At 72.3% G+C, this 22,517-nt stretch carries 15 protein-coding genes; 8 read left to right on the top strand and 7 right to left on the bottom strand.

Going from position 1 to position 22,517, the window contains the following annotated elements:
• Positions 1 to 29: 29 nt before the first annotated feature.
• Positions 30 to 731 (bottom strand): HAD family hydrolase, encoded by a 702-nt coding sequence (locus ACZ619_RS11440; protein ID WP_469597142.1) that lies wholly within the window; start codon positions 729 to 731, stop codon positions 30 to 32.
• A gap of 130 nt (positions 732 to 861) precedes the next feature.
• A complete protein-coding gene (gene metH, locus ACZ619_RS11435) occupies positions 862 to 4,377 on the bottom strand; it encodes a methionine synthase (protein ID WP_469597139.1) in 3,516 nt (1,171 codons plus the stop codon).
• A gap of 360 nt (positions 4,378 to 4,737) precedes the next feature.
• Between metH and ACZ619_RS11430 the strand changes: the two genes are divergently transcribed.
• The 5 genes from ACZ619_RS11430 to ACZ619_RS11410 all read left to right on the top strand — a co-directional run bounded on the left by ACZ619_RS11430 (position 4,738) and on the right by ACZ619_RS11410 (position 13,686).
• Positions 4,738 to 5,502, top strand: coding sequence for an IclR family transcriptional regulator (locus ACZ619_RS11430; RefSeq protein ID WP_469597136.1), 765 nt, complete (start codon positions 4,738 to 4,740; stop codon positions 5,500 to 5,502).
• Between the two features lie 429 nt (positions 5,503 to 5,931).
• Positions 5,932 to 6,726, top strand: a complete 795-nt coding sequence (locus ACZ619_RS11425; protein WP_469597134.1) for an MIP/aquaporin family protein — start codon at positions 5,932 to 5,934, stop codon at positions 6,724 to 6,726.
• Positions 6,727 to 6,802: 76 nt separating this feature from the next.
• Positions 6,803 to 8,344 (top strand): glycerol kinase GlpK, encoded by a 1,542-nt coding sequence (gene glpK, locus ACZ619_RS11420; RefSeq protein ID WP_469597132.1) that lies wholly within the window; start codon positions 6,803 to 6,805, stop codon positions 8,342 to 8,344.
• A gap of 44 nt (positions 8,345 to 8,388) precedes the next feature.
• Positions 8,389 to 10,005 carry a glycerol-3-phosphate dehydrogenase/oxidase gene (locus ACZ619_RS11415; RefSeq protein WP_469597129.1) on the top strand — a complete coding sequence of 539 codons (1,617 nt, stop codon included), beginning with the start codon at positions 8,389 to 8,391 and terminating at the stop codon, positions 10,003 to 10,005.
• A 315-nt stretch (positions 10,006 to 10,320) separates the two neighbouring features.
• Positions 10,321 to 13,686 (top strand): NACHT domain-containing protein, encoded by a 3,366-nt coding sequence (locus ACZ619_RS11410; protein ID WP_469597127.1) that lies wholly within the window; start codon positions 10,321 to 10,323, stop codon positions 13,684 to 13,686.
• A gap of 93 nt (positions 13,687 to 13,779) precedes the next feature.
• On the opposite strand, the gene mtnK is transcribed toward ACZ619_RS11410, so the two are convergent.
• The 4 genes from mtnK to ACZ619_RS11390 are packed head-to-tail and all read right to left on the bottom strand — an operon-like array spanning position 13,780 to position 18,635.
• Positions 13,780 to 14,943 (bottom strand): S-methyl-5-thioribose kinase, encoded by a 1,164-nt coding sequence (gene mtnK, locus ACZ619_RS11405; protein WP_469597124.1) that lies wholly within the window; start codon positions 14,941 to 14,943, stop codon positions 13,780 to 13,782.
• Between the two features lie 8 nt (positions 14,944 to 14,951).
• Complete coding sequence (locus ACZ619_RS11400; protein WP_469597122.1) at positions 14,952 to 15,992, bottom strand: ABC transporter permease; 1,041 nt, start codon at positions 15,990 to 15,992, stop codon at positions 14,952 to 14,954.
• Positions 15,993 to 16,033: 41 nt separating this feature from the next.
• Entirely contained in the window at positions 16,034 to 17,551 is a 1,518-nt protein-coding gene (locus tag ACZ619_RS11395; protein WP_469597121.1) for a sugar ABC transporter ATP-binding protein, read from the bottom strand.
• A complete protein-coding gene (locus tag ACZ619_RS11390) occupies positions 17,538 to 18,635 on the bottom strand; it encodes a substrate-binding domain-containing protein (RefSeq protein ID WP_469597118.1) in 1,098 nt (365 codons plus the stop codon). Before ACZ619_RS11390 ends, ACZ619_RS11395 begins: the two co-directional genes overlap by 14 nt.
• A 526-nt stretch (positions 18,636 to 19,161) precedes the next feature.
• Between ACZ619_RS11390 and ACZ619_RS11385 the strand changes: the two genes are divergently transcribed.
• The 3 genes from ACZ619_RS11385 to mtnB are packed head-to-tail and all read left to right on the top strand — an operon-like array spanning position 19,162 to position 21,082.
• On the top strand, positions 19,162 to 19,761 hold the full coding sequence (locus ACZ619_RS11385; protein ID WP_469597116.1) for a 1,2-dihydroxy-3-keto-5-methylthiopentene dioxygenase: 600 nt from the start codon (positions 19,162 to 19,164) through the stop codon (positions 19,759 to 19,761).
• Positions 19,758 to 20,477: an acireductone synthase gene (gene mtnC / locus ACZ619_RS11380; protein WP_469597114.1), complete on the top strand. Its 720-nt coding sequence runs from the start codon at positions 19,758 to 19,760 to the stop codon at positions 20,475 to 20,477. Before ACZ619_RS11385 ends, mtnC begins: the two co-directional genes overlap by 4 nt.
• On the top strand, positions 20,474 to 21,082 hold the full coding sequence (gene mtnB / locus ACZ619_RS11375; RefSeq protein WP_469597113.1) for a methylthioribulose 1-phosphate dehydratase: 609 nt from the start codon (positions 20,474 to 20,476) through the stop codon (positions 21,080 to 21,082). The genes mtnC and mtnB overlap by 4 nt, the downstream gene beginning before the upstream one ends.
• Before the next feature lie 67 nt (positions 21,083 to 21,149).
• On the opposite strand, the gene mtnA is transcribed toward mtnB, so the two are convergent.
• Positions 21,150 to 22,181, bottom strand: a complete 1,032-nt coding sequence (mtnA, locus tag ACZ619_RS11370) for an S-methyl-5-thioribose-1-phosphate isomerase (RefSeq protein WP_469597110.1) — start codon at positions 22,179 to 22,181, stop codon at positions 21,150 to 21,152.
• Between the last annotated feature and the right edge of the window lie 336 nt (positions 22,182 to 22,517).

Here is a 22,517-nt window from a genome sequence, read left to right as displayed (position 1 = left end):
ATTGGAGCCTTGGCACGCTGGGTGAACGGCTAGCGCATTTCCGTCATCAGGCCGCGCAGAAATGCCAGGTCGACCTCTTCCAGCGAGGTGACCACGGTGCGCCGCTCGGCCGGGGCGATGGGCGCGACGGACGGGACGGCGACCACCTGGCAGCCGGCCGCCTCCGCGGCGGCGACGCCGGTCGCGGTGTCCTCGACGACCGCGCATCTGGCCGGGTCCACGCCCAGGCCGGCGGCGGCGAGCAGATAGGGGTCGGGGTGCGGCTTGGTGCGCGAGACCTCGTCGCCGGCGATGGACAGGGCGAAGTGCCGGTGGCCCAGCACGGTCAGGACCCGGTCGATGATGCGCCGGTGGGAGGCGGAGACCAGGGCGGTGGGGATCTGCTGCTCGTGGAGTTCGGCCAGCAGCCGCCGGGCGCCCGGCATCAGCGGCAGGCCGGCGCCGATGCGCGCCTCGAAGCCCTCGTTGAGCAGGACGCTGACCTCGGCGAGCGTGATGGCCGCGCCGGTGGCCTCGATGAGGAACCCGGCGCTGCGGGTCATGGGACCGCCGACCACGACATGGCGCCAGGAGTCGTCGAGGGTGTGGCCGAGGCGGGAGAAGATCTCGACCTCGACGTCCCACCAGAAGCCCTCGGTGTCCACCAGGGTGCCGTCCATGTCGAGGAGCACCGCCTGGAGTGCGGAGCCTTCCGCCGTACGGGTTCCGAGCGCGGGGACCGTGCTGGTCATCCTGGCGCACCTCCTTGAGGGACGATCAGGCCGGTTCCCATGCGGGGAACCGGCCTGCTGTGGACCGACCAGTGTACGACTTATCCGATCAATGTGCCCGGTACGACACGTCCCGGTGCCGGAGCGCCCCTCAGCGCGCGTTGAAGTACTTGGCCTCCGGGTGGTGGATCACGATGGCGTCCGTGGACTGCTCGGGGTGGAGCTGGAACTCCTCGGAGAGGTGGACGCCGATCCGCTCGGGCCGGAGCAGGTCGGCGATCTTGGCGCGGTCCTCCAGGTCGGGGCAGGCGCCGTAGCCGAGGGAGAAACGGGCGCCCCGGTACTTGAGGGCGAACATGTCCTCGACGTCGGCCGGGTCCTCGCCGGCGAAGCCCAGCTCGGAGCGGACCCGTGCGTGCCAGTACTCGGCGAGTGCCTCGGCGAGCTGGACGGACAGGCCGTGCAGTTCGAGGTAGTCGCGGTAGGCGTTGGCCTCGAAGAGCTTGGCGGTCTGCTCGCCGATCCGGGAGCCGACGGTGACGACCTGGAGGCCGACCACGTCGGTCTGGCCCGACTCCTCCGGGCGGAAGAAGTCGGCCAGGCACAGCCGGCGGCCGCGGCGCTGGCGGGGGAAGGTGAACCGGGTGCGCTCGTTGCCGCGGTCGTCCAGGATGATCAGGTCGTCGTCCTTGGAGACGCACGGGAAGTAGCCGTAGACCACGGCCGCTTCGAGCAGGTTCTCGGTCTGGAGCCGGTCGAGCAGTCCGCGCAGCCGGGGGCGGCCGTCGGTCTCCACCAGTTCCTCGTAGGTGGGTCCCTCGCCGGTGCGGGCCTGCTTGAGACCCCACTGGCCCTTGAAGAGGGCGCCCTCGTCGAGCCAGCCGGCGTACTCCTTGAGCTGGATGCCCTTGATGACGCGGGTGTCCCAGAACGGCGGGGTGGGCACGGGGTTGTCGACGGCGACGTCGGAGCGGACGTGGCCCTCCTCGGGCCGCTCCTCGGTCTGGACCGTGGCGGCCTGCCGCACCCGGCGCTGCTTCAGCTCGGGCAGGACGGCGCCGGGCACCCCGCGCTTGACGCCGATGAGGGCGTCCATCAGGCGCAGTCCCTCGAAGGCGTCGCGGGCGTAGCGGACCTCGCCCTCGTAGAGCTCGTGCAGGTCCTGCTCGACGTAGGCGCGGGTGAGGGCGGCGCCGCCGAGGATGACCGGGTAGGAGGCCGCCAGTCCGCGCTGGTTGAGCTCCTCCAGGTTCTCCTTCATGATCACCGTGGACTTGACCAGCAGGCCGGACATGCCGATGACGTCGGCCCGGTGCTCGTCGGCGGCCTCCAGGATCGCGGAGACGGGCTGCTTGATGCCCAGGTTGACGACGTTGTAGCCGTTGTTCGACAGGATGATGTCGACGAGGTTCTTGCCGATGTCGTGGACGTCGCCCCGGACGGTCGCCAGCACGATCGTGCCCTTGCCCTCGGCGTCCGACTTCTCCATGTGCGGTTCGAGGTGGGCGACGGCCGTCTTCATGACCTCGGCGGACTGCAGGACGAACGGCAGCTGCATCTGGCCGGAGCCGAACAGCTCGCCGACGACCTTCATGCCGTCCAGGAGGGTCTCGTTGACGATGTCCAGGGCGGCGCGGGTGGTCAGCGCCTCGTCGAGGTCGGCCTCCAGGCCGTTCTTCTCGCCGTCGATGATGCGGCGCTTGAGGCGTTCCTCCAGCGGGAGGGCGGCCAGTTCCTCGGCCTTGCCGGCCTTCAGGGACTTGGCGGTGGCGCCCTCGAAGAGCTGCATGAGCTTCTGGAGGGGGTCGTAGCCCTCGGCGCGGCGGTCGTGGACGAGGTCGAGGGCGGTCTGCACCTCCTCCTCGCTGAACCGGGCGATCGGCAGGATCTTCGAGGCGTGCACGATCGCCGAGTCCAGGCCCGCCTTGACGCACTCGTCGAGGAAGACGGAGTTCAGCAGGATGCGGGCGGCCGGGTTGAGGCCGAAGGAGATGTTGGACAGACCGAGGGTGGTCTGGACGTCCGGGTGGCGGCGCTTGAGCTCGCGGATCGCCTCGATGGTGGCGATGCCGTCCCCCCGGGACTCCTCCTGACCGGTACAGATGGTGAAGGTCAGGGTGTCGATGAGGATGTCCGACTCGTGGATGCCCCAGTTCCCGGTCAGGTCGTCGATGAGCCGTTCGGCGATCTCGACCTTCTTCTCCGGGGTGCGGGCCTGGCCCTCCTCGTCGATGGTCAGCGCGATCAGCGCGGCGCCGTGCTCGCGGGCGAGCGCGGTGACCTTGGCGAAGCGGGACTCCGGGCCGTCGCCGTCCTCGTAGTTGACGGAGTTGATGACCGCGCGGCCGCCGAGCTTCTCCAGACCGGCCCGGATGACGGGGACCTCGGTGGAGTCGAGGACGATCGGCAGGGTGGAGGCGGTGGCGAAGCGGCCGGCCAGCTCCTCCATGTCGGCGACGCCGTCGCGGCCGACATAGTCCACGCAGAGGTCCAGCATGTGGGCGCCCTCGCGGATCTGCTCGCGCGCCATCTCCACGCAGTCGTCCCAGCGGGCCGCCAGCATGGCCTCGCGGAACTTCTTGGAGCCGTTGGCGTTGGTGCGCTCGCCGATCGCCAGGTACGAGGTGTCCTGGCGGAAGGGCACGGTCTGGTAGAGGGAGGCGGCCCCGGGCTCGGGACGCGGGCTGCGCTCGGGCGGGGTGACGCCGCGGACCTTCTCCACCACCTGGCGCAGGTGCTCGGGCGTGGTGCCGCAGCAGCCGCCGATGAGCGAGAGGCCGTAGTCCCGGACGAAGTTCTCCTGGGCCTCGGCCAGGCCCTCGGGGCCGAGCGGGAAGTGGGCGCCGTCCTTGGTGAGGACCGGCAGACCGGCGTTCGGCATGCACAGCAGCGGGATGCGGGAGTGCCGGGTGAGGTAGCGCAGGTGCTCGCTCATCTCGGCGGGGCCGGTCGAGCAGTTCAGGCCGATCATGTCGATGCCGAGCGGCTCCAGCGCGGTGAGCGCGGCGCCGATCTCGGAGCCGAGCAGCATGGTGCCGGTGGTCTCGAAGGCCATGGAGACCAGCAGGGGGACCTCGGCGCCCAGGGCCTCCATGGCGCGCCGGGCGCCGAGGACGGAGGCCTTGGTCTGCAGGAGGTCCTGGGTGGTCTCGACGATGAGGGCGTCGGCGCCGCCGGCGAGGAGCCCCTCGGCGTTCTGCTGGAAGCCGTCCCGGATGGTGACGTACGGCACATGGCCGAGGGTGGGCAGCTTGGTGCCGGGGCCGATGGAGCCGAGCACCCAGCGCTGCCGCCCGTCCGCGGCGGTGTGCGCGTCGGCGACCTCGCGGGCGATGCGGGCGCCGGCCTCGGACAGCTCGTGGACGCGGTCGGCGATGTCGTACTCCGCCATGGCCGCCGTGTTGGCCCCGAAGGTGTTCGTCTCGACGCAGTCCACGCCCACGGCGAAGTACGCCTCGTGGACCGAGCGGACGATGTCGGGACGGGTGATGTTGAGGATCTCGTTGCAGCCTTCGAGGTTCTCGAAGTCCTCGAGAGTGGGGTCCTGCGCCTGGAGCATGGTGCCCATGGCTCCGTCGGCGACCACCACACGGGTGGCGAGCGCCTCTCGGAGCGCGGACACACGGGTCCGGCTGTCGGCGGAAGGGGACGGCGGCGACGAGGCCATGAAGGGCTCCCTTGGATGCGACGGCTGTCGGCTATGCGGCTTCCCGGAACCGGTCCGGGCACGGACGCACCGCGCCAGCCTAACCGGGAGCGGGCACGGATGGGCAGGGCGTCCATGTGGCGGACGGGTGAGGCGCGGATCCGCGGAGGACGGATCATGTGCGGGGCCGGTCGGCCGCTCGACCGTCACAGACGGGTCACGTGTGCGACGGACGAGATGACCGATCCGCCACATGTGATGTAACAGGTGTCGACCGCCCATTGGCGGGGAGTCGACATGGACCGGTAGTGTTCGACATTGCCGAACGATGGTTACGCGGTCGTTGCGGCGAGGGTCGCAGGGGACGGAGGCAGAACGGCGATGGCACGGAACATCCAGTCGCTCGAACGGGCGGCCGCGATGCTGCGCCTGCTCGCGGGCGGTGAACGACGGCTCGGCCTGTCCGACATCGCCTCGTCGCTGGGCCTCGCCAAGGGCACCGCCCACGGCATCCTGCGCACCCTCCAGCAGGAGGGGTTCGTCGAGCAGGACGACGCCTCGGGGCGCTACCAGCTGGGCGCCGAGCTGCTGCGGCTGGGCACCACCTACCTGGACGTGCACGAGCTGCGGGCCCGGGCGCTGGTGTGGACGGACGACCTGGCCAGGTCCAGCGGGGAGAGCGTCTACCTGGGCGTTCTCCATCAGCAGGGCGTGCTGATCGTGCACCACGTCTTCCGGCCCGACGACAGCCGGCAGGTGCTGGAGATCGGCGCGATGCAGCCGCTGCACTCCACGGCCCTGGGCAAGGTGCTGTCGGCGTACGACCCGGTGGCGCACAGCGAGGCCCTGGAGGCCGACCGCAAACCCTTCACGGACCGTACGACCTGCGACCTGGACGCCTTCGAGCACATCCTCGACATCACCCGGGCCCGCGGCTACGCGGCCGACGTCGAGGAGACCTGGGAGGGCGTGTCCTCGGTGGCGGCGCCGATCCACGACCGGCGGCGGATGCCGGTGGGCGCGGTGGGCATCACGGGCGCCGTGGAACGGCTGTGCAGGGACGGCGAGTTGAGGCCCGAACTGATCGCGGCGGTGCGGGACTGCGCCCGCGCGGTGTCGCGGGATCTGGGTGCCGGGCGGTTCTGACCCCGCACCACCCGGTTGTGACTGAGGCCGGTTCGCCTGTCGGCGGACCGGCCTCAGTCGTACCCTGATATGGACATAGCAGGACAAAACCGCAGTTCAGCACTCCAGGGACCCCGGATTCGGGGCGGATTCGGGGCCCCGGGGGCACAGCCGGCCGGCAGGTGCCGCCCCGCCGGGCGCGACCCGGGCGTGGATCGATAACCCGCATCAATCAATAACGATCGCGCTTTCGATAACAGAACTCTTGACGCATGCGTAACGCCGGAGCAAGACTCCCGTCCATCGGTCGGCATTGTCGAACACCTACCGGCAATACGCGCTAGAGTGTGACAACGCCATGGGCCGGCATCGCTCTCACCCCCGAGGGCAGCTCGAACTCCCGGAGGGACCCGGGGTTCGTCCCCTGGACGAAGGACAAAGGAGTCGCGGGTGTCCAGCTCCGACATCTTCATCGGCGAGACCATCGGTACCGCCATACTCATCCTGCTGGGCGGTGGCGTCTGCGCCGCCGTCACACTGAAGGCCTCCAAGGCCCGCAACGCCGGCTGGCTCGCCATCGCCTTCGGTTGGGGCTTCGCCGTCATGACGGCGGTCTACATATCCGGACCGCTGTCCGGGGCCCACCTCAACCCGGCCGTCACCGTCGCCCTCGCCATCAAGAACAGCGACTGGAGCAACGTCCCGGTCTACCTCGCCGGACAGCTGCTCGGCGCGATGATCGGCGCGGCCCTGGTGTGGGTCGCCTACTACGGCCAGTTCCACGCGCACCTCACCGACAAGGAGATCGTCGGCGGTCCGGGTGCCCAGGCCACCGAGGCCAAGGCCGTCGAGGCGCAGGAGAAGGGCGCGGGCCCGGTCCTCGGCATCTTCTCCACCGGCCCGGAGATCCGGAACGCGGTGCAGAACCTGGCGACGGAGATCGTCGGCACCGTCGTGCTCATCCTCGCGGTCCTCACCCAGGGCCTCAACGACAAGGGCAACGGCCTCGGCGTGCTGGGCGGCCTGATCACCGCCCTGGTGGTCGTCTCGATCGGTCTGTCGCTCGGCGGCCCGACCGGCTACGCGATCAACCCGGCCCGTGACCTCGGTCCGCGCATCGTGCACGCGCTCCTCCCGCTGCCCAACAAGGGCGGCTCCGACTGGAGCTACGCCTGGGTCCCGGTCGTCGGCCCGCTGATCGGCGGCGCCATCGCCGCGGGAATCTACAACGTCGCATTCGCCTGACAAGCGGATCAAGCTGACCAAGCAGACACGCGCCGTACGTACCGCCGCCACACCACGGATCTTCGAGGAGCACACAGTGACCGACGCCCACACCGCAGGCCCCTTCATCGCCGCCATCGACCAGGGCACGACCTCCAGCCGCTGCATCGTCTTCGACAAGGACGGCCGGATCGTCTCGGTCGACCAGAAGGAGCACGAGCAGATCTTCCCCAAGCCGGGCTGGGTCGAGCACAACGCCAACGAGATCTGGACCAACGTCCAGGAAGTCGTCGCCGGGGCCATCCAGAAGGCCGGCATCACCCGCGACGACATCAAGGCCATCGGCATCACCAACCAGCGCGAGACCACCGTGCTGTGGGACAAGAACACCGGTGAGCCGGTCCACAACGCCATCGTCTGGCAGGACACCCGCACCGACGGCCTCTGCAAGGAGCTCGGCCGCAACGTCGGCCAGGACCGCTTCCGCCGCGAGACCGGCCTCCCGCTGGCCTCGTACTTCGCCGGCCCCAAGGCCCGCTGGCTGCTCGACAACGTCGACGGCCTCGCGGCCCGCGCCGAGGCCGGCGACATCCTCTTCGGCACCATGGACACCTGGGTCATCTGGAACCTGACCGGTGGTGTCAACGGCGGCAAGCACGTCACCGACGTGACCAACGCCTCCCGTACCCTTCTGATGAACCTGCACACCACGCAGTGGGACGAGAAGATCGCCGAGTCCATCGGCGTGCCGCTGCAGATCCTGCCCGAGATCCGCTCCTCCGCAGAGATCTACGGCGAGGTCACCGGCGGCAAGCTCGGCGACCTGCTCGGCGGCATCCCGGTCGCCTCCGCGCTCGGCGACCAGCAGGCGGCCCTGTTCGGCCAGACCTGCTTCTCCGAGGGCGAGACCAAGTCCACCTACGGCACCGGCACCTTCATGGTGATGAACACCGGTGACAAGATCATCAACTCCTACGCGGGCCTGCTGACCACGGTCGGCTACAAGATCGGCGAGCAGCCGACCGTGTACGCGCTGGAGGGCTCGATCGCCGTCACCGGCTCGCTGGTGCAGTGGATGCGCGACCAGATGGGTCTGATCTCCACCGCGGCCGAGATCGAGACGCTCGCGCTCTCGGTCGAGGACAACGGCGGCGCCTACTTCGTGCCGGCCTTCTCCGGTCTGTTCGCCCCGCACTGGCGTTCCGACGCCCGCGGTGTGATCGCCGGTCTGACCCGGTACGTCACCAAGGCGCACCTGGCCCGCGCGGTCCTGGAGGCCACCGCCTGGCAGACCCGCGAGATCGCGGACGCCATGACCAAGGACTCCGGCGACGAGCTGGTGACCCTGAAGGTCGACGGCGGCATGACCGCCAACAACCTGCTGATGCAGCAGCTCGCCGACGTGCTGGACGCGCCCGTGGTGCGTCCGATGGTCGCCGAGACCACCTGCCTCGGCGCCGCCTACGCCGCCGGCCTGGCCGTCGGCTTCTGGTCCAGCACCGACGAGCTGCGCGCCAACTGGCGCCGGGCCGCCGAGTGGACCCCCCGCATGGACGCGGAGACCCGCGACCGTGAGTACAAGAACTGGCTCAAGGCCGTCGACCGGACCATGGGCTGGATCGACGACGACGAGAGCTGAGCCGAAGAGAGCCCAGCAGCTCTGACGAGGAGTAAGAACCCGACATGACCAGTCAGTCCACCCTGCAGTCCGTGCCTGCCCTGGGGACGCACCCGGCCTCCGGCTCCAACCCGAGCCGGGCCGAGACCAGGGAGCAGCTCTCCAAGGCGTCGTACGACCTTCTCGTGATCGGCGGCGGCATCCTGGGCATCTCCACCGCCTGGCACGCCGCGCAGTCCGGGCTGCGGGTGGCACTGGTCGACGCCGGCGACTTCGCCGGCGCCACCTCCTCCGCCTCCTCCAAGCTCCTCCACGGCGGTCTGCGCTACCTGCAGACCGGCGCGGTGAAGCTGGTGGCGGAGAACCACTTCGAGCGCCGTGCGGTCTCCCGCCAGGTGGCCCCCCACCTGGCGAACCCGCTCACGTTCTACCTCCCCGTGTACAAGGGCGGTCCGCACGGCGCCGCGAAGCTCGGGGCGGGCGTCTTCGCCTACTCCGCGCTCTCCGCGTTCGGTGACGGCGTCGGCCACCTGCTCTCCCCCGCCAAGGCGGCGCAGGACGTGCCCGAGCTGCGCACCGAGAACCTCAAGGCCGTCGCGGTCTACGGCGACGACCAGATGAACGACGCGCGCATGGCGCTGATGACGGTCCGCGCGGCCGTCGAGGCGGGCGCCGTCGTCCTCAACCACGCCCAGGTCACCGGCCTGCGCTTCACCAGGGGCCGGGTCACCGGCGCCGACCTCAAGGACGCGGTCTCCGGTGAGGAGTTCGGCGTCAACGCCCGCCTGGTGCTCAACGCGACCGGCCCCTGGGTCGACCACCTGCGCCGGATGGAGGACCCGAACGCGGCCCCGTCCATCCGCCTGTCCAAGGGCGCGCACCTGGTGCTGAAGCGGACCTCCCCGTGGAAGGCCGCGCTCGCGACCCCGATCGACAAGTACCGCATCACCTTCGCCCTCCCCTGGGAGGACATGCTGCTGCTCGGCACCACCGACGAGGAGTACGAGGGCGACCCGGCGGACGTCTCCGTCACCGAGAAGGACATAGCCCAGATCCTGGACGAGGCCGCGTTCTCCGTCCGGGACCAGCAGCTCCGGCGCGACCTGATGACCTACGCCTTCGCCGGCCTGCGGGTGCTGCCGGGCGGCCCCGGCGACACCGCCAAGGCCAAGCGCGAGACGGTGGTGACCGAGGGCAGGGCCGGCATGCTGTCCGTCGCGGGCGGCAAGTGGACCACGTTCCGGCACATCGGCCGCACCGTGATGCAGAAGCTGGAGGCGCTGCCGGGCCACCCGCTGGGCGACGACTTCGAGCCGGTCTCCTCGCTGCCGAAGAAGCTCCCGCTGCCCGGTGTCGCCAACCCGCGCGCCGTCGCGCACCGGCTGCTGGTGGACAACCCGGCGCCCGGCCCGCGCATGGCCGCCGACACCGCCAGGCACCTGGCCACCCACTACGGGTCACTGGCCTTCGACATCGCCCGCATCGCCAACGAGCACCCGGAGCTGGCCGAGCGGGTCCACCCGGACGCCCCGGAGATCCTGGCGCAGGTCGTCTGGGCCCGTGACCACGAGTGGGCCGAGACCGCCGACGACGTGCTGCGCCGGCGTACCACCCTGACGATCCGCGGCCTGGCCACGGACGAGGTCAGGGCCAGGGTGCAGGGCCTGCTCGACAAGAAGTGACCCGGGGCACCGAGAAGTAGGCGGCCGCCGGGTCCCTCCCCGACCGGCCCGGCGACCGCCGAAGCCCCGCCCCGCCGTACCGGGGCGGATCTGAGAGGGGCGGCTCCTTCCCCTAGGGAGCCGCCCCTCTCGCCTGCCTATGCCCTGGGCCGCATGCCCGCGGAATCTGCCCCGGCCGGGCTCCGCACCACCATCCGCCCTCCCCGTACTTCCGCGCGCTCCCTCACACGTGTTTCGAACAGCGGGTTCTCCGGTGCCGCGGGCGCTAGAACGGGACGTTCCGGCAGAGCACGGCGCGTCCCCGGGGGAGCGGATATGCACAGCGGATGGCACAGTGCCCGGGCGCGGCGGCGCCTGGCGTTGTCGGCGTGCGTGGCGGCGCTCGCCGCGCTGACGGGAGTGCTGCGGTTCTGGCGGCACGACGTGGCCACCGAGGGGGTGCTGGTGTCGGCGATCGGCACGATGGTGTCGGTCGCGGCGCTGGTGGCGGACGTGCTGCGCGGTGACGCGGGGCCGGCTCCGCGGTCCGCCGACGAGCAGCGGCGCCGGGCCGCGGACGCGCTGGCCGAGGCGGTACGGGAGCAGTGGGCGGCCGAGGCCAGGCTGCGCCGCCTCCAGGACCCGGAGCCGATCGACGTCCCCTGGACCCCGGCCCCCGGACACCTCTCCGACCACCCCCAGAACGTACGCCGTGCCTGGCCGCCCCCGGACCGGGACCCGGACCGCCACGACGCGGTCCCGGAGACCTCGGGGCCCTGCGCCGACTCCGCCGCCCCGCACCCGGCGGCCCACCCCGACGACACCCCACAGGGGACGGGGCACCCCGACGGCCACCCGGCGAGCCCGGGGCGGGCCGCCCGGCCCGGCGACCCGTCGGACGCCTCCTGGCTCCCCCGGCGTCCCGGCGACCGCCCCGACACCCCACCGTGGCCGGCGCGGTCGGGCGACCCGACGGGCGTCCCGCGGGTCCCCGGCCAGTCCGGCGGACATCCCGACAGCCCCCGGTGGTCGGGGGGGTCCGGCGACGCGTCGGGGGTCGCGCGTCTTCCCGGACAGTCCGACGGGCAGGGGCCCGGTGCGGGGTGGGGCGGACGGCGGGGTGAGGGGCGGGGGCGCGTGGAGGCGTTGGCCCGGGGGTTCGACGGGCTGCCGGGACGGCGGGTCGTGGTACTGGGGGATCCCGGGTCGGGCAAGAGCGTGCTGGCGATGCGGTTCGCGCTGGCCCGGCTGGGCGCCCGGCGCGCGGGCGAACCGGTGCCGGTGATCTTCCCGCTGGCCGGCTGGGACCCGCGGCGCGACGGACTGCGCGACTGGCTCGCGGAGCGGCTGGCCACCGACTACCGGCCGCTCGCCACCGCGGGCGACGGAGACCGCACCCTCGCCCGCGGCCTGCTGGACGCGGGCCTGGTCCTGCCGGTCCTCGACGGCTTCGACGAACTGCCCCGGCCCGCCTACGGAGAGGCCGTGCGGCGCATCAACGCCGACCTCGACGACGACCTGCCGCTGCTGCTCACCAGCCGCGCCACGGCGTGGACGGCCGCGGTGGCCGAGGGCGACGTGCTCACCGCCGCCGAGGTCCTCGAACTCCGGCCGCTCGCCCCCGTCCGGGCCGCCGCCCACCTGGAGCGCACGGCACGGCCGCGCCCCGCGGCGGACGGCACCTCCGGCACCGTGTGGACACCGGTGCTGCGCGAACTCGAACGCCGTCCGAACGCCCCGCTCGCCGAGGCGCTCACCACTCCCCTGGTGGTGGCCCTGGCCCGCGCGGTCTACGGCGACAACTCCCGGGACCCCTCGGAACTGCTCGACCCGCGGCGGTTCGCCACGCCGGGCGCCGTGGAGGAGTACCTGCTCGGGGCGTTCGTACCGGCCGCCTACGCGGACGCGGACCCGAGCACCGCCGCGGACGCGGAGCGGCGGCTCACCCTGCTGGCCGGCGAGCTGCGGCGCCGGGGCACCGGACGGCTGGCGTGGTGGGAGCTGGAGTCGCTGCTGCCGCGCGCGCTGCGCTACTACGCGCCGGGGCTGCTCTCGATGGCCGTGCTGTCCGCCCTGCTGCTGCCGGTCGCGGTGGCCAACGCGGTCCGCGAGATCGCGGGCGTGGAGGACGTGCTGTCGCTGGTCGCCACCCTGGTGGGGCAGACCGCGGGCTTCGCCTTCGGTGTGGCGCGGCTGCTGCCGGACGACGGCGGCGAGCCGGGCCGCCGGTTCCTGGTCCGGCAGGGGCTGACCGTCGTCGGGGTCACCGGGGCGCTGTGGGCGGCCTTCGCGTACGCCGACGACCTGCGGTTCGGCTTCCGCTTCGGGTCGGTGACCGACGGCTGGCTGCCCGATCTGCTCGGCGGGTGTCTGTTCTCCCTGCTGTTCACGCTGTTCTTCGGTATCGCGGGGCTGCCCCGGCGCCCGGTGCCGCTCGGTCTGCCGTGGAGCGGCACCGGCGAGCGGGCCTGGGCCCGGCTGTGCGGGGCGGCCCTGCTGGTGGGCGGGGCGGCCGCGACGGCGACGGCGCTGTTCGGGCGGCCGGACGGGCCGTGGCCGCTGGTGGTGGGGGTCACGGCCACCGGTGCCGGGACCGCGCTGCTGGTCAGCGCCACCCGTGGGGCCGGCCGGGAGGACGCGCCGCCGCCCCGGGCCGGGCGGGTCGTGGGGCGGTTCGTGACGGGCATGGTCCGCGGTACGGCCGTCGTGATGCTGACCGGGGTCACCGCGTGCACGGTGGCGGGCCTGGCGGCCACGGGGGTGACCGTCCTGAAGTCGGGTGCCGCGCCCGACCTCGCGGGGCGGACGGTGGACGGCTGGCGGTTCGGCGAGCGGGCCGGGGTCCGGACGGCCGTCGCCGAGCGGCCGTTGAGCGGCACGCTGCTGATCCCCGGTGACGGGGCGCGGCCGATCGCCTATCCGCGCGGGGCGATCCCGCCGGACTGCACGATCCCGCTGGTGTCCGGCCGCGGCTGTGCCGGGTTCCGCTCCCCGGACACCGTGTTCGAGTCCCGCGACGGCACGGTCGTGGTGCGGGTCGCCGCGGTGGGCCGCCCCCTGGTGGTCGCGAACGCGGCGAACCTCCGCGGGGTGCTGCCGCCGGACGCCAGGGCCTGGCTGACCGAGGGTCCGGCCTCGGGTCTGCTGGCCCGCTGTCTGCCGCCGTTCGTGGCCGGCGGGGCGCTGGTCGGGGTGGTCGGCGGCTGTGTGTGCGGGGTCTACCGGGCGTTGAGCGTGCCGTCGGACACCATGCGGGCGCCCGACCCGGGTGCCTCGCTGCGCGCGGACCGGACGGCGTCGCTGACCCGGGGCGGGGTCGTCGCCCTGCTGGTGGCCTGCGTGTGCGTGCCGGTGACGCTGCTGCCGGGCGACTGGGGCGGGCTGGTGCACATCGGCACCCAGCTGTGGCTGCCGCTGGGCACGGCCGCACTGGCCCTGAGCTCCTGGGGCCGGCTGGCCGTCGCGCGGGCCTGGCTCGCGGTGACCGGGCGGCTGCCCTGGCGGCTGATGGCGTTCCTCGCGGACGCCCACCGGCGGGGTGTGCTGCGGCAGTCCGGGGCGTACTACGAGTTCCGGCACCTGCGGTTGCAGTCCCACCTCGCGAGCGCCGCGGACGCGGCCGCGGACCTGCCCGGTCCCCCGGGCCCGCGCGAGGCCGCCGACAACCGCCCCAGCCGCCAGCGCCGGGGCGGCCCGCGGTAGGCCCTGACGGGTGCGGGTTCTCGCCGCCGGTGCTCACGCCGATGCTGCGCGGCCGGTGCTCGCGGCCGGCCCGGTCCGCCGCGCCGGGCCTTCTCAGCCGGCCAGCTCCCGTACCTCCGCCGGGGTCGTCAGCTCTGCCCGGCGCAGGATCAGTTCGCGGCCGAGGAGAAGGGTCCGGCGGGACGCGGGGGCCGGGTCGGGGAGGGTGGTGAGGTCGGTGAGGTGGGCGAAGCCGATGACGCGGCGGATGATCTCGGTGCCGGCGAAGCCGAGCGACTCCGTCCAGACCCGGCGCAGGAAGCGGTCGAGGTAGGCGTCGTCGAAGAAGGTGTCCACCCGGGCCGGCCACAGCCGGCGGAACTCGGTCTCGAACGCCTCCCAGGAGAGGGCGACCTGGTCCGCGTGGTCCGAGAGGGTGCCGAGGGCCCGCGCGCGTTCCTGCGACACCAGGGCGTTGGCCCAGTACAGGCCCAGGTCGAAGCCGATGGGGCCGACGAAGGAGAACTCGGGGTCGAAGACGCGGACGACGGGGGCGCCGTCGCGGACGCCGACCATGACGCTGCCGGAGTGCAGGTCGCCGTGGAGGAGGGCCTGGGCGCCGGTCATGAAGGTGTGGCGGAGGTCGGCGACCTCGGTGCGCAGCCGGGCGTCGGCGCGGAACCCGGCGGCGAGGTCGTCGAGTTCGGGGAGCCAGTGGTTGTGCTCGTGCTCGATGTACGGCTCGGAGAGGACGACGTCCTCGGTGATCCTGCACAGCTCGGGGTTGACCGAGGCCGCGATCAGGGCTTTGCGGTCGGCCGAGTCCATGCCGAAGTCGCTGGTGGCGAAGGAGAGCTGCGCGACCAGTTCGCCGATCCGGCGGGAGGTGTGCGGGCCGTAGGGGGCGCCCTCGTTGAGGACCGTGCGCAGCACCTCCAGGTCGGAGAGGTCCTCCATGACCAGGGCGTGGTTCTCGGGGTCGTAGCCGTGGATCACCGGGATGGTCCCGGGGGCGACCTTGGCGAGCTGCTCGTAGGCGCGGGCCTCGGCGTGGGAGCGGTCGGGGCTGAGCGGCCAGGAGGGGCCCGCCACCCGGACCCAGGGCAGCGCCTGCTTGACGGCGACGGTGCGGGTGCCCGCGCGGTTCGAGGCGACGAAGACGCGGTTGAGGTTGCCGTCGGAGACCTCGCGGACCCCGATGTCGTCGCAGTCGTCCCAGTGGCCGCGTTCGCGCAGGTAGGCCGGGACGTCGGTGGTCTCCAGGATGCGGTAGCCCATGGGGTTCCTTATGCGGTGCGGCGCTTGGACAGGGTGAAGCTGAAGACCAGGGCGAGGATGAGGACGGCGCCCTCGACCACGTCCTGGGTGTAGTAGGGCAGGCCCTTGATGGTCAGTCCGGTGGTGATGATGCCGATCAGGACGGCGCCGAGCGCGGTGCCCCACACGTTCGGGCGGCCCCTGCCGAGGACCGAGGTGCCGACCAGGGCGACGGCGACCGCCTCCAGGAGCTGCGAGGTGCCGGCCGAGACGTCGCCCTGGCCGATCCGGGAGGCCAGGATCAGGCCGCCGACCGAGGCGAGGACGCCGGACAGGACGTAGGCGAGGGCGCGGTAGGCGCCGACGCGGATGCCGGCCAGGCGGGCGGCCTCGGGGTTGGCGCCGATGGCGTAGAGCACCCGGCCCCAGCGGGTGCGGGCCAGGAACACCCAGGCGGCGACGGTGAGCGCGGCGAAGATCAGCACGGAGACCGGGATGCCGAGGACCGTGCCGCGGTCGATGCGCAGGAAGCCGTCGGTGAACCGGCCGGGGGCGGTCGTCCCGTCGGACTCGGTCATGCCCGGGGTGATGGACTGGCCGTCGACCAGGATGAGTTTGCCGCCCTGGATGACGAACATGACTCCGAGGGTGGCCAGCATGTCCGGGATCTTGAGTACGACGATGAGCAGCGCGTTGAGCAGGCCGGCGAGGGCGCCCGCCGCGAGGACGGCGAGGATCGCGACGGTGCCGATCTGGTTGTGGATCACCATGGTCTGCGCGGCGACGGAGACACCGAGCCCGGCGACCGCGCCGACCGACATGTCCATCCCGCCGACGGCCATGGTGAGGGTGACACCGAGGCCGAGGATCGCGGCGACGGAGACGTAGCGCAGGGTGTCGAGCAGGGTCGCGGACTCGCGGAACGAGCCCTCGGTCAGCGCGAAGTACGCGAAGAGCGCGACCGTGACGAAGATGAACCCGTACTTGATGACGGCGCTCTGCACACGCGCGGCGCTGACGGGCGACGCCGGTGCGGTGCCCGGTGCCTCGGTGCTCTGGGTGGTGGTCATGGGGTACTGCTTCCTTCGGCGGCCGGCCGGTGTCGGAGGGGCTAGGGCACGGCGATGGTCTGGATCACGTGGTCTCGTTGCGCCGCCTCGCCGTAGGCGTCGAGATGGATCTCGCCGGCCGTGAGGACGACGACGCGGTCGGCGATCTCCAGTACCTCGTCGACGTCGGCGGACAGGACGAGCACGGCGGCGCCCTCGGCGGCCAGGGCGCGGGCGCGGCGGCCGATGTCGCGGCGGGCGCCGATGTCCACTCCCCGGAACGGTTCGTCCAGGATGAGGACGCGCGGGGTCTCGGCGAGCCAGCGGCCGACGACGACCTTCTGCTGGTTGCCGCCGGAGAGTTCCTCGATCGCGCTGTGCTCGTCGCGGGCGACGACCCCGAGGGCCTCGACGGTGTCGCGGCCGAGGGCGTCCTCACGGGAGCGGCTCACCAGCCCGGCCCGGGACAGCGCCCCGAGGAACGGCAGCGAGATGTTCTGTGCCAGGGACCAGCCGGGGATCAGGGCGTCGGCGTGCCGGTCCTCGGGGACCAGGTGGACGCCGGCCCGGATGGCGTCGGCGGGCCGGCGGGGCGCGTAGACCTCGCCGTCCAGTTCGGCGGTGCCGGTGCGGAAGGGCTCGGCGCCGAACAGGCCGCGGGCCAGCTCGGTCTTGCCCGCGCCCAGCAGGCCGACGACACCGGTGACCTCGCCGCCGCGCAGGTCGAGGTCGAGCGGGGCGCGGCCCTCGAAGAGCCGGACCCCGCGCAGCAAGAGCACGGACTCGCCCCGCTCCCCCTCCCGGGTGGGACGGGCCGTCCGGGCCTCCTGGGCCTGGGCGAGCATCGCGCGCAGTGCCGCGTCCCAGTCGAAGGGCCGGGCCTGGTCGTCGGTGAGACGGCCGTCCCGCAGGACGACCAGCCGGTCGGCGAGGGCGTCGATCTCGCCGAGGCGGTGGGAGACGTAGAGCACGGCGATGCCGTCCTCGCGGAGCCTGCCGATGAGCGCGAAGAGGCGCTCGGCCTCCGCGGCGGACAGGGCCGAGGTCGGCTCGTCGAGGATGAGCAGCCGGGGGCGGGTGGCGAGGGCGCGGGCCAGGATCAGCAGCTGCCGGTCGGAGATGCCGAGTTCGGTGACGTCCTGCCGGAGGGTGGCGTCGGTCCAGTCCAGGCCGAGGCCGGCCTGGATCTCGCGGGCGCGGGCGAGGGTGCGGGCGCCGCTGAGGAACGGGTTGCCGCGCCGCTGGGCCAGTTCCTCGAAGACGAGGTTCTCGGCGACCGTGAGCCCGGGCACGATGCCCTCGCCGATGCGCTGGTGGACCGTCTGGATGCCCAACTGGCGTGCGGCGAGCGGGGAGTGGAGGCGTACGGGCTCCCCTGCGACCCGTACCTCTCCACCGTGTCCGCTGTGCACACCGGACAGGATCTTGATCAGCGTGGACTTTCCGGCGCCGTTCGCGCCGAGCAGCGCGACCACGCTGCCCGGGGCGATGTCGAGCGAGACGGAGGCGAGCACCGTCCTGCCGCCGAACGCCATGCTGACGTCGGTCAGGGTGACCGCGGGTGTCTCAGTGGGCGACATTGGGGATCCAGTCAGCGGTGCTGACCTTGGAGAGGTTCAGCGCGGGCAGGGCGGTGCGCAGCTCGTCCATGTTCTCGATCTTGTTCCTGAGCAGGAAGTCGCGGGTGATGGCGACGGCCGGGAACTCGACGGAGGACCTGTTCAGCTGACCGGCCAGCTCCAGCGCGGCGGTACGGACGACGGCCGCGCCGACGGCGGACGGGTCGGTGCCGGCGGTGGCGACCCACGGGCTGCCGGTGGCGGTCATGTTCTGGATGTCGGCGTTGGAGACGTCCGCGCCGAACACCTTCACCTTGCTCTGGAGCTTCTTGTTCTGGACGGCGAGGACGGTGCCCTTGGCGAGTTCGTCGTACGGCGCGAAGATCCCGGCCACGTCGGAGTGCTGGGTGAGGGCGGCGGAGACCAGCGGGACGTTGTCGGTGGCGGTGGAGTCGGTGACCTTGCCGACCTTGAACTCCTGCGTCCAGCCGTTGCCGGTCAGCGCCTTCTTCCACACGGAGTCGCGCTTGTCGAGGGCGGCGTAGCCGGCCACGTTGACGTACCCGACCTTGGCGTCCTGGCCGACCTCCTTCGCCATCACGTCGAGGACGGCCTGGGCCATGCTGGCGTCGTCCTGCTCGGTGCTGACGACCGACTTGTTGGTCTGGTCGACGTCGTACACGACGACCTTGATGCCCTTCTTCACGGCCTGGTCGATCTCCGGCTGGATGGTGGCCGGGAAGCCGTGGTCGACGATGATCGCCTGCGCGCCGGAGTTGATGGCGGAGGACAGGTCGGTGGCCTGCTTGGCGTTGTCGGCCTGGGCGTCGTACACGGTGAGGTCGATGCCGAGCGCCTTGGCCTGGGCCTTGGCTCCGTTGCCCCACTGCTCGAAGTAGTCGCCCGCGCCGCTCTGCCGGACCAGGGCGACCTTCACGGTGCCCTTGCTGAAGGGGGCCGGCTTCTTGCCGGTGGCGGCGGAGGCCGAGGCGGCGGTGGAGCCGGTGTTCTTCGAGGCGTCCGTGGACTGCGAGCAGCCGGCGAGCAGGAGGGCGGAGACGGAGGCCAGCGAGAGCGCGGCGAGGGGCAGGCGGACACGGGACATGACGGGCTCCAGGTACAGGGGTGACGCGGCGGGGAGAGGGTGTGCCCGGACCGGAGCGGGACAGAGGGACGCGCCAGGGCACGGATGCGGCGGGCACGCGCCGGAACAGGGCGCGGCGGGGCTCCGGGGCGGGTCAGCGACAGCTGGCCGTGGTCGACCGGAACAGGTCCACGTACAGCCGCCGCACGAGCAGCAGCGTCTTCATAGGCAGATCATGAGAATGCTTTCAGTCACCCGTCAAATGGTATGGAAGCGATTTCTCGACATGTGGGACAACGACTACGTCACACCGGGGCGCCGAGCGCCGTGGAGTTACCATCACAAGACCGGCACCCGCCCCGGCACAGTGAGGCTCCGATGACGACTGAACGCGCGACAGCGCAGCGCATGCCCCGCATGCACCGCTGTACCGGCGCGCCGTGTCGCGACTGACCGCTGTCCCGCGAGCCGCCCTCCCGCTTCCTCCCGCTCGTCCTTTACCGTCTCGGTATCCGGACATTCCCTCCTATCCCCTGGAGTTGCCGCCATGACGCTGCTGACGACCTGGCCCGAGTCCGGCCCCGACACCGTGGTGCGCCGCACCTCCGACCCGGCCGAGATCGCCGAGGCGCTCAAGCCGCTCGGTGTGCGTTACGAGCAGTGGCCGGTCCGCGCGGACGTCCCGGCCGACGCCGACAGCGACACGGTGTTCGCCGCGTACGGCGCCGAGATCGACAAGCTCAACGCCGAGGAGGGCTTCACCACCGTCGACGTCCTCGGTCTGCACCCGAGCGAGGACCCCGAGTACCCGGTGAAGGCCAAGGCCGCGCGGGAGAAGTTCCTCCAGGAGCACACCCACGACGACGATGACGAGGTCCGGTTCTTCGTCTCCGGCTCCGGCATCTTCTATCTGCACACGAACGGCGAGGTCCACGCGGTCTACTGCGAGAAGGGCGACCTGCTGGGCGTGCCGCGCGGCACCACGCACTGGTTCGACATGGGCACCCGGCCGGCGTTCACCGCGATCCGCTTCTTCCACGAGGAGGACGGCTGGATCGGCAGCTTCACGGGGTCGTCCATCGCCGGCCGCTTCCCGGACTACGACACGATCGAGGCGGGCTACGCGGCCGACAAGGGTGCGGTGTGACGTACCACTGTGACGTGGACGCCGTGGTGCTCGACATCGAGGGCACCACGAGCGCCACGGGGTTCGTGGTGGACGTGCTGTACCCGTACTCGCGCGCGAGGTTCGGGGCGCTGCTCGCGGAGCGGGGCGACGATCCCGAGGTGGCGCGGGCGGTGGCCCAGGTGCGGGAGCTGACGGGCGACCCGGGGGCCGACGCGACGGCCGTCGAGAAGACGCTGAACGCGTGGCTGGACGAGGACCGCAAGGCCACGCCCCTGAAGACCCTTCAGGGCGTCATCTGGGCGGAGGGCTTCGCCCGCGGCGACCTGGTCTCGCACTTCTACCCGGACGTCCTCCCGGCGCTGCGCGCCTGGCACGCGGCCGGGCTGCGGCTGTACGTCTACTCGTCCGGCTCGGTGGCGGCCCAGCGCGCCTGGTTCGCGTCGACCCCGGAGGGCGACCTGCTGCCCCTGCTGTCCGGGCTGTACGACACCGAGAACGCGGGACCCAAGCAGGAGGCGGAGTCGTACCGCCGTATCGCCGGATCGGCCCAGGTCGCCCCGGACCGGCTGCTGTTCCTCTCCGACCGTCCCGGCGAGCTGGACGCGGCCCGCGCGGCCGGCTGGCACGCCGTGGGGATCCGGCGGCCCGGGGAGCCGTACTACCAGCAAGGCGTCGGTGACCACGCAGCGGCGGGGACATTCGACGAGATCGACGTTTCGAGGAGCACTACGTGACCGCCGACATCAGCACCCGTGAACTGGAAGAGGCCGGGGCCGTCCTGGCGGCCGAGTCCGCGCGCTTCGCCTCCTTCGGCTGGATGCGCGGCACCTCGGGGAACCTGTCCGTGGTGCTCTCCCGCGAGCCGCTGCGGCTGGCCGTCACGGCGAGCGGCCACGACAAGGGCGAGCTGACGCCCTCGGACGTGGTGCTGGTCGACGGCAAGGGCGCCGCGGTGCGGGGCGGCAAGCCGTCGGCGGAGGCCGAACTGCACGCGCGTGTGGCCGCGTTGACCGGCGCCGGCGCGGTGGTGCACGTGCACACGGTGGCCTCCGTGGCGATGGGCCACCGCCACCCGGGCGGCATCGTCTTCCGGGACCTGGAGATGCTCAAGGGCATCGGGCAGGCCGCCCACGGCGTGGAGGTGACCCTGCCGGTCATCGCCAACAGTCAGGACATGGAGGAGCTGGGCGACCGTCTGGAGGCCGCCCGCGAGCCGGGGGTGCCGGCGGTGGTGGTGGCCGGACACGGGCTGTACGTCTGGGGCGAGAACCCGCGCCAGGCCCGTCATCACACCGAAGTGGTGGAGTGGCTGCTGGAGCTGGAGCTCTCGGGGAAGTAGCCGGGCATCGGGGGAGGGGGCCGACGGAATTCCGTCGGCCCCCTCCCCCGTGCGCCCCGAAGGCGCGTCACTTCAGCCGGTCGCCCGGGAGTTCGCCCGCCGAGACCTCCAGCACGCCGCGCTCGGTGACCAGGCCCGTCACCAGGCGGCCGGGGGTCACGTCGAAGGCGGGGTTGTGGCCGCGGGACTCCGCGGGGGCCGTGCGGACGCCGGACCACTCCAGCACCTCGGTCTCCGAGCGGAGTTCGATGTGGATGGCGGCGCCGGTGGCCGTGGCGAGGTCGACCGTGGTGGTCGGCGCCGCCACCAGGAACGGGATGCCCGCGTCGGCGCAGGCGAGGGCGACGCCCACGGTGCCGACCTTGTTGGCCGTGTCGCCGTTGGCCGCGATGCGGTCCGCGCCGACGATCGCCGCGTCGACCTCGCCGCGCAGGATCGTTCCGGCGGCCGCGCCGTCGGCCTGGACGTAGTGCGGGATGCCCTCCTGCACCAGCTCCCAGGCGGTGAGCCGGGATCCCTGGAGCAGCGGGCGCGTCTCGTCGGCGTACACGACCTCCAGGCGGCCGCGCGCGTGCAGTTCGCGGATGACGCCCAGGGCCGTGCCCCAGCCGGCCGTCGCCAGCGCGCCGGTGTTGCAGTGGGTGAGGATGCGCAGCGGCCGGTCCTCGCCGATCCGCTCCAGGAGCCAGTCGGCGCCGTGCGCGCCCATCGCGCGGTTCGCCTCGACGTCCTCGCGCTGCACCGCCGCGGCCTCCGCGAGGACCGCGTCGAGGCCCTCGGTGAAGCGGGTCATCACCCGGTCCACGCAGACCATGAGGTTCACGGCGGTGGGACGCGCCTCGCGGATCCGGGCGACGGCGGCCCGGGTCCGCGCCCCGGTCCATCCCTCGCGCTCCCCCTGGAGCAGCGCGAGCGCGACGCCGTAGCCGCCGGCCGCGCCGATGGCGGGCGCGCCGCGCACCACGAGCCGCTGGATCGCGTCGACCAGGGTGTCCACATCGTGGACATGCAGGGTCTCGGTGCGCTGCGGCAGCAGGGTCTGGTCGATCAGTGCGAGGCCGGTTCCGGTCCACTCGACGGCACGCAGTTCCTGGGACATACGGGATGCTCCTGATGTTCCGAATCTGTCCGACACCGTACATGACCTCGCAGAACCACAGTTCGAGACACTATGACGGCCTGCTCGAATCGGGTGTTAAAGTCCAGCACCTGCACATCGCAGGACGACCCGCCCGCCGCCGCGCGGGCCGACAGCAGCATTCCGCAGGCCGAGACGGAGCAGGAGGAACCGTGCCGCTCACCAAACGCCGCTTCCTCGACTTCGGCCGCTGTGCCGGCGACGGCTGTCGACGCTGACCGCCCCCTCAGCGTCTTTTCCCATCCCACCCCGCGCGTTCCAAAGCCGGAGCGCGCAGCCGTACCCGGAACGTCCCCG

It is taken from the genome of Streptomyces sp. NPDC104367 (assembly GCF_055583825.1).
The sequence above is the reverse complement of the archived record's forward strand: the minus strand, read 5'-3'. Positions and strand labels throughout refer to the sequence as shown.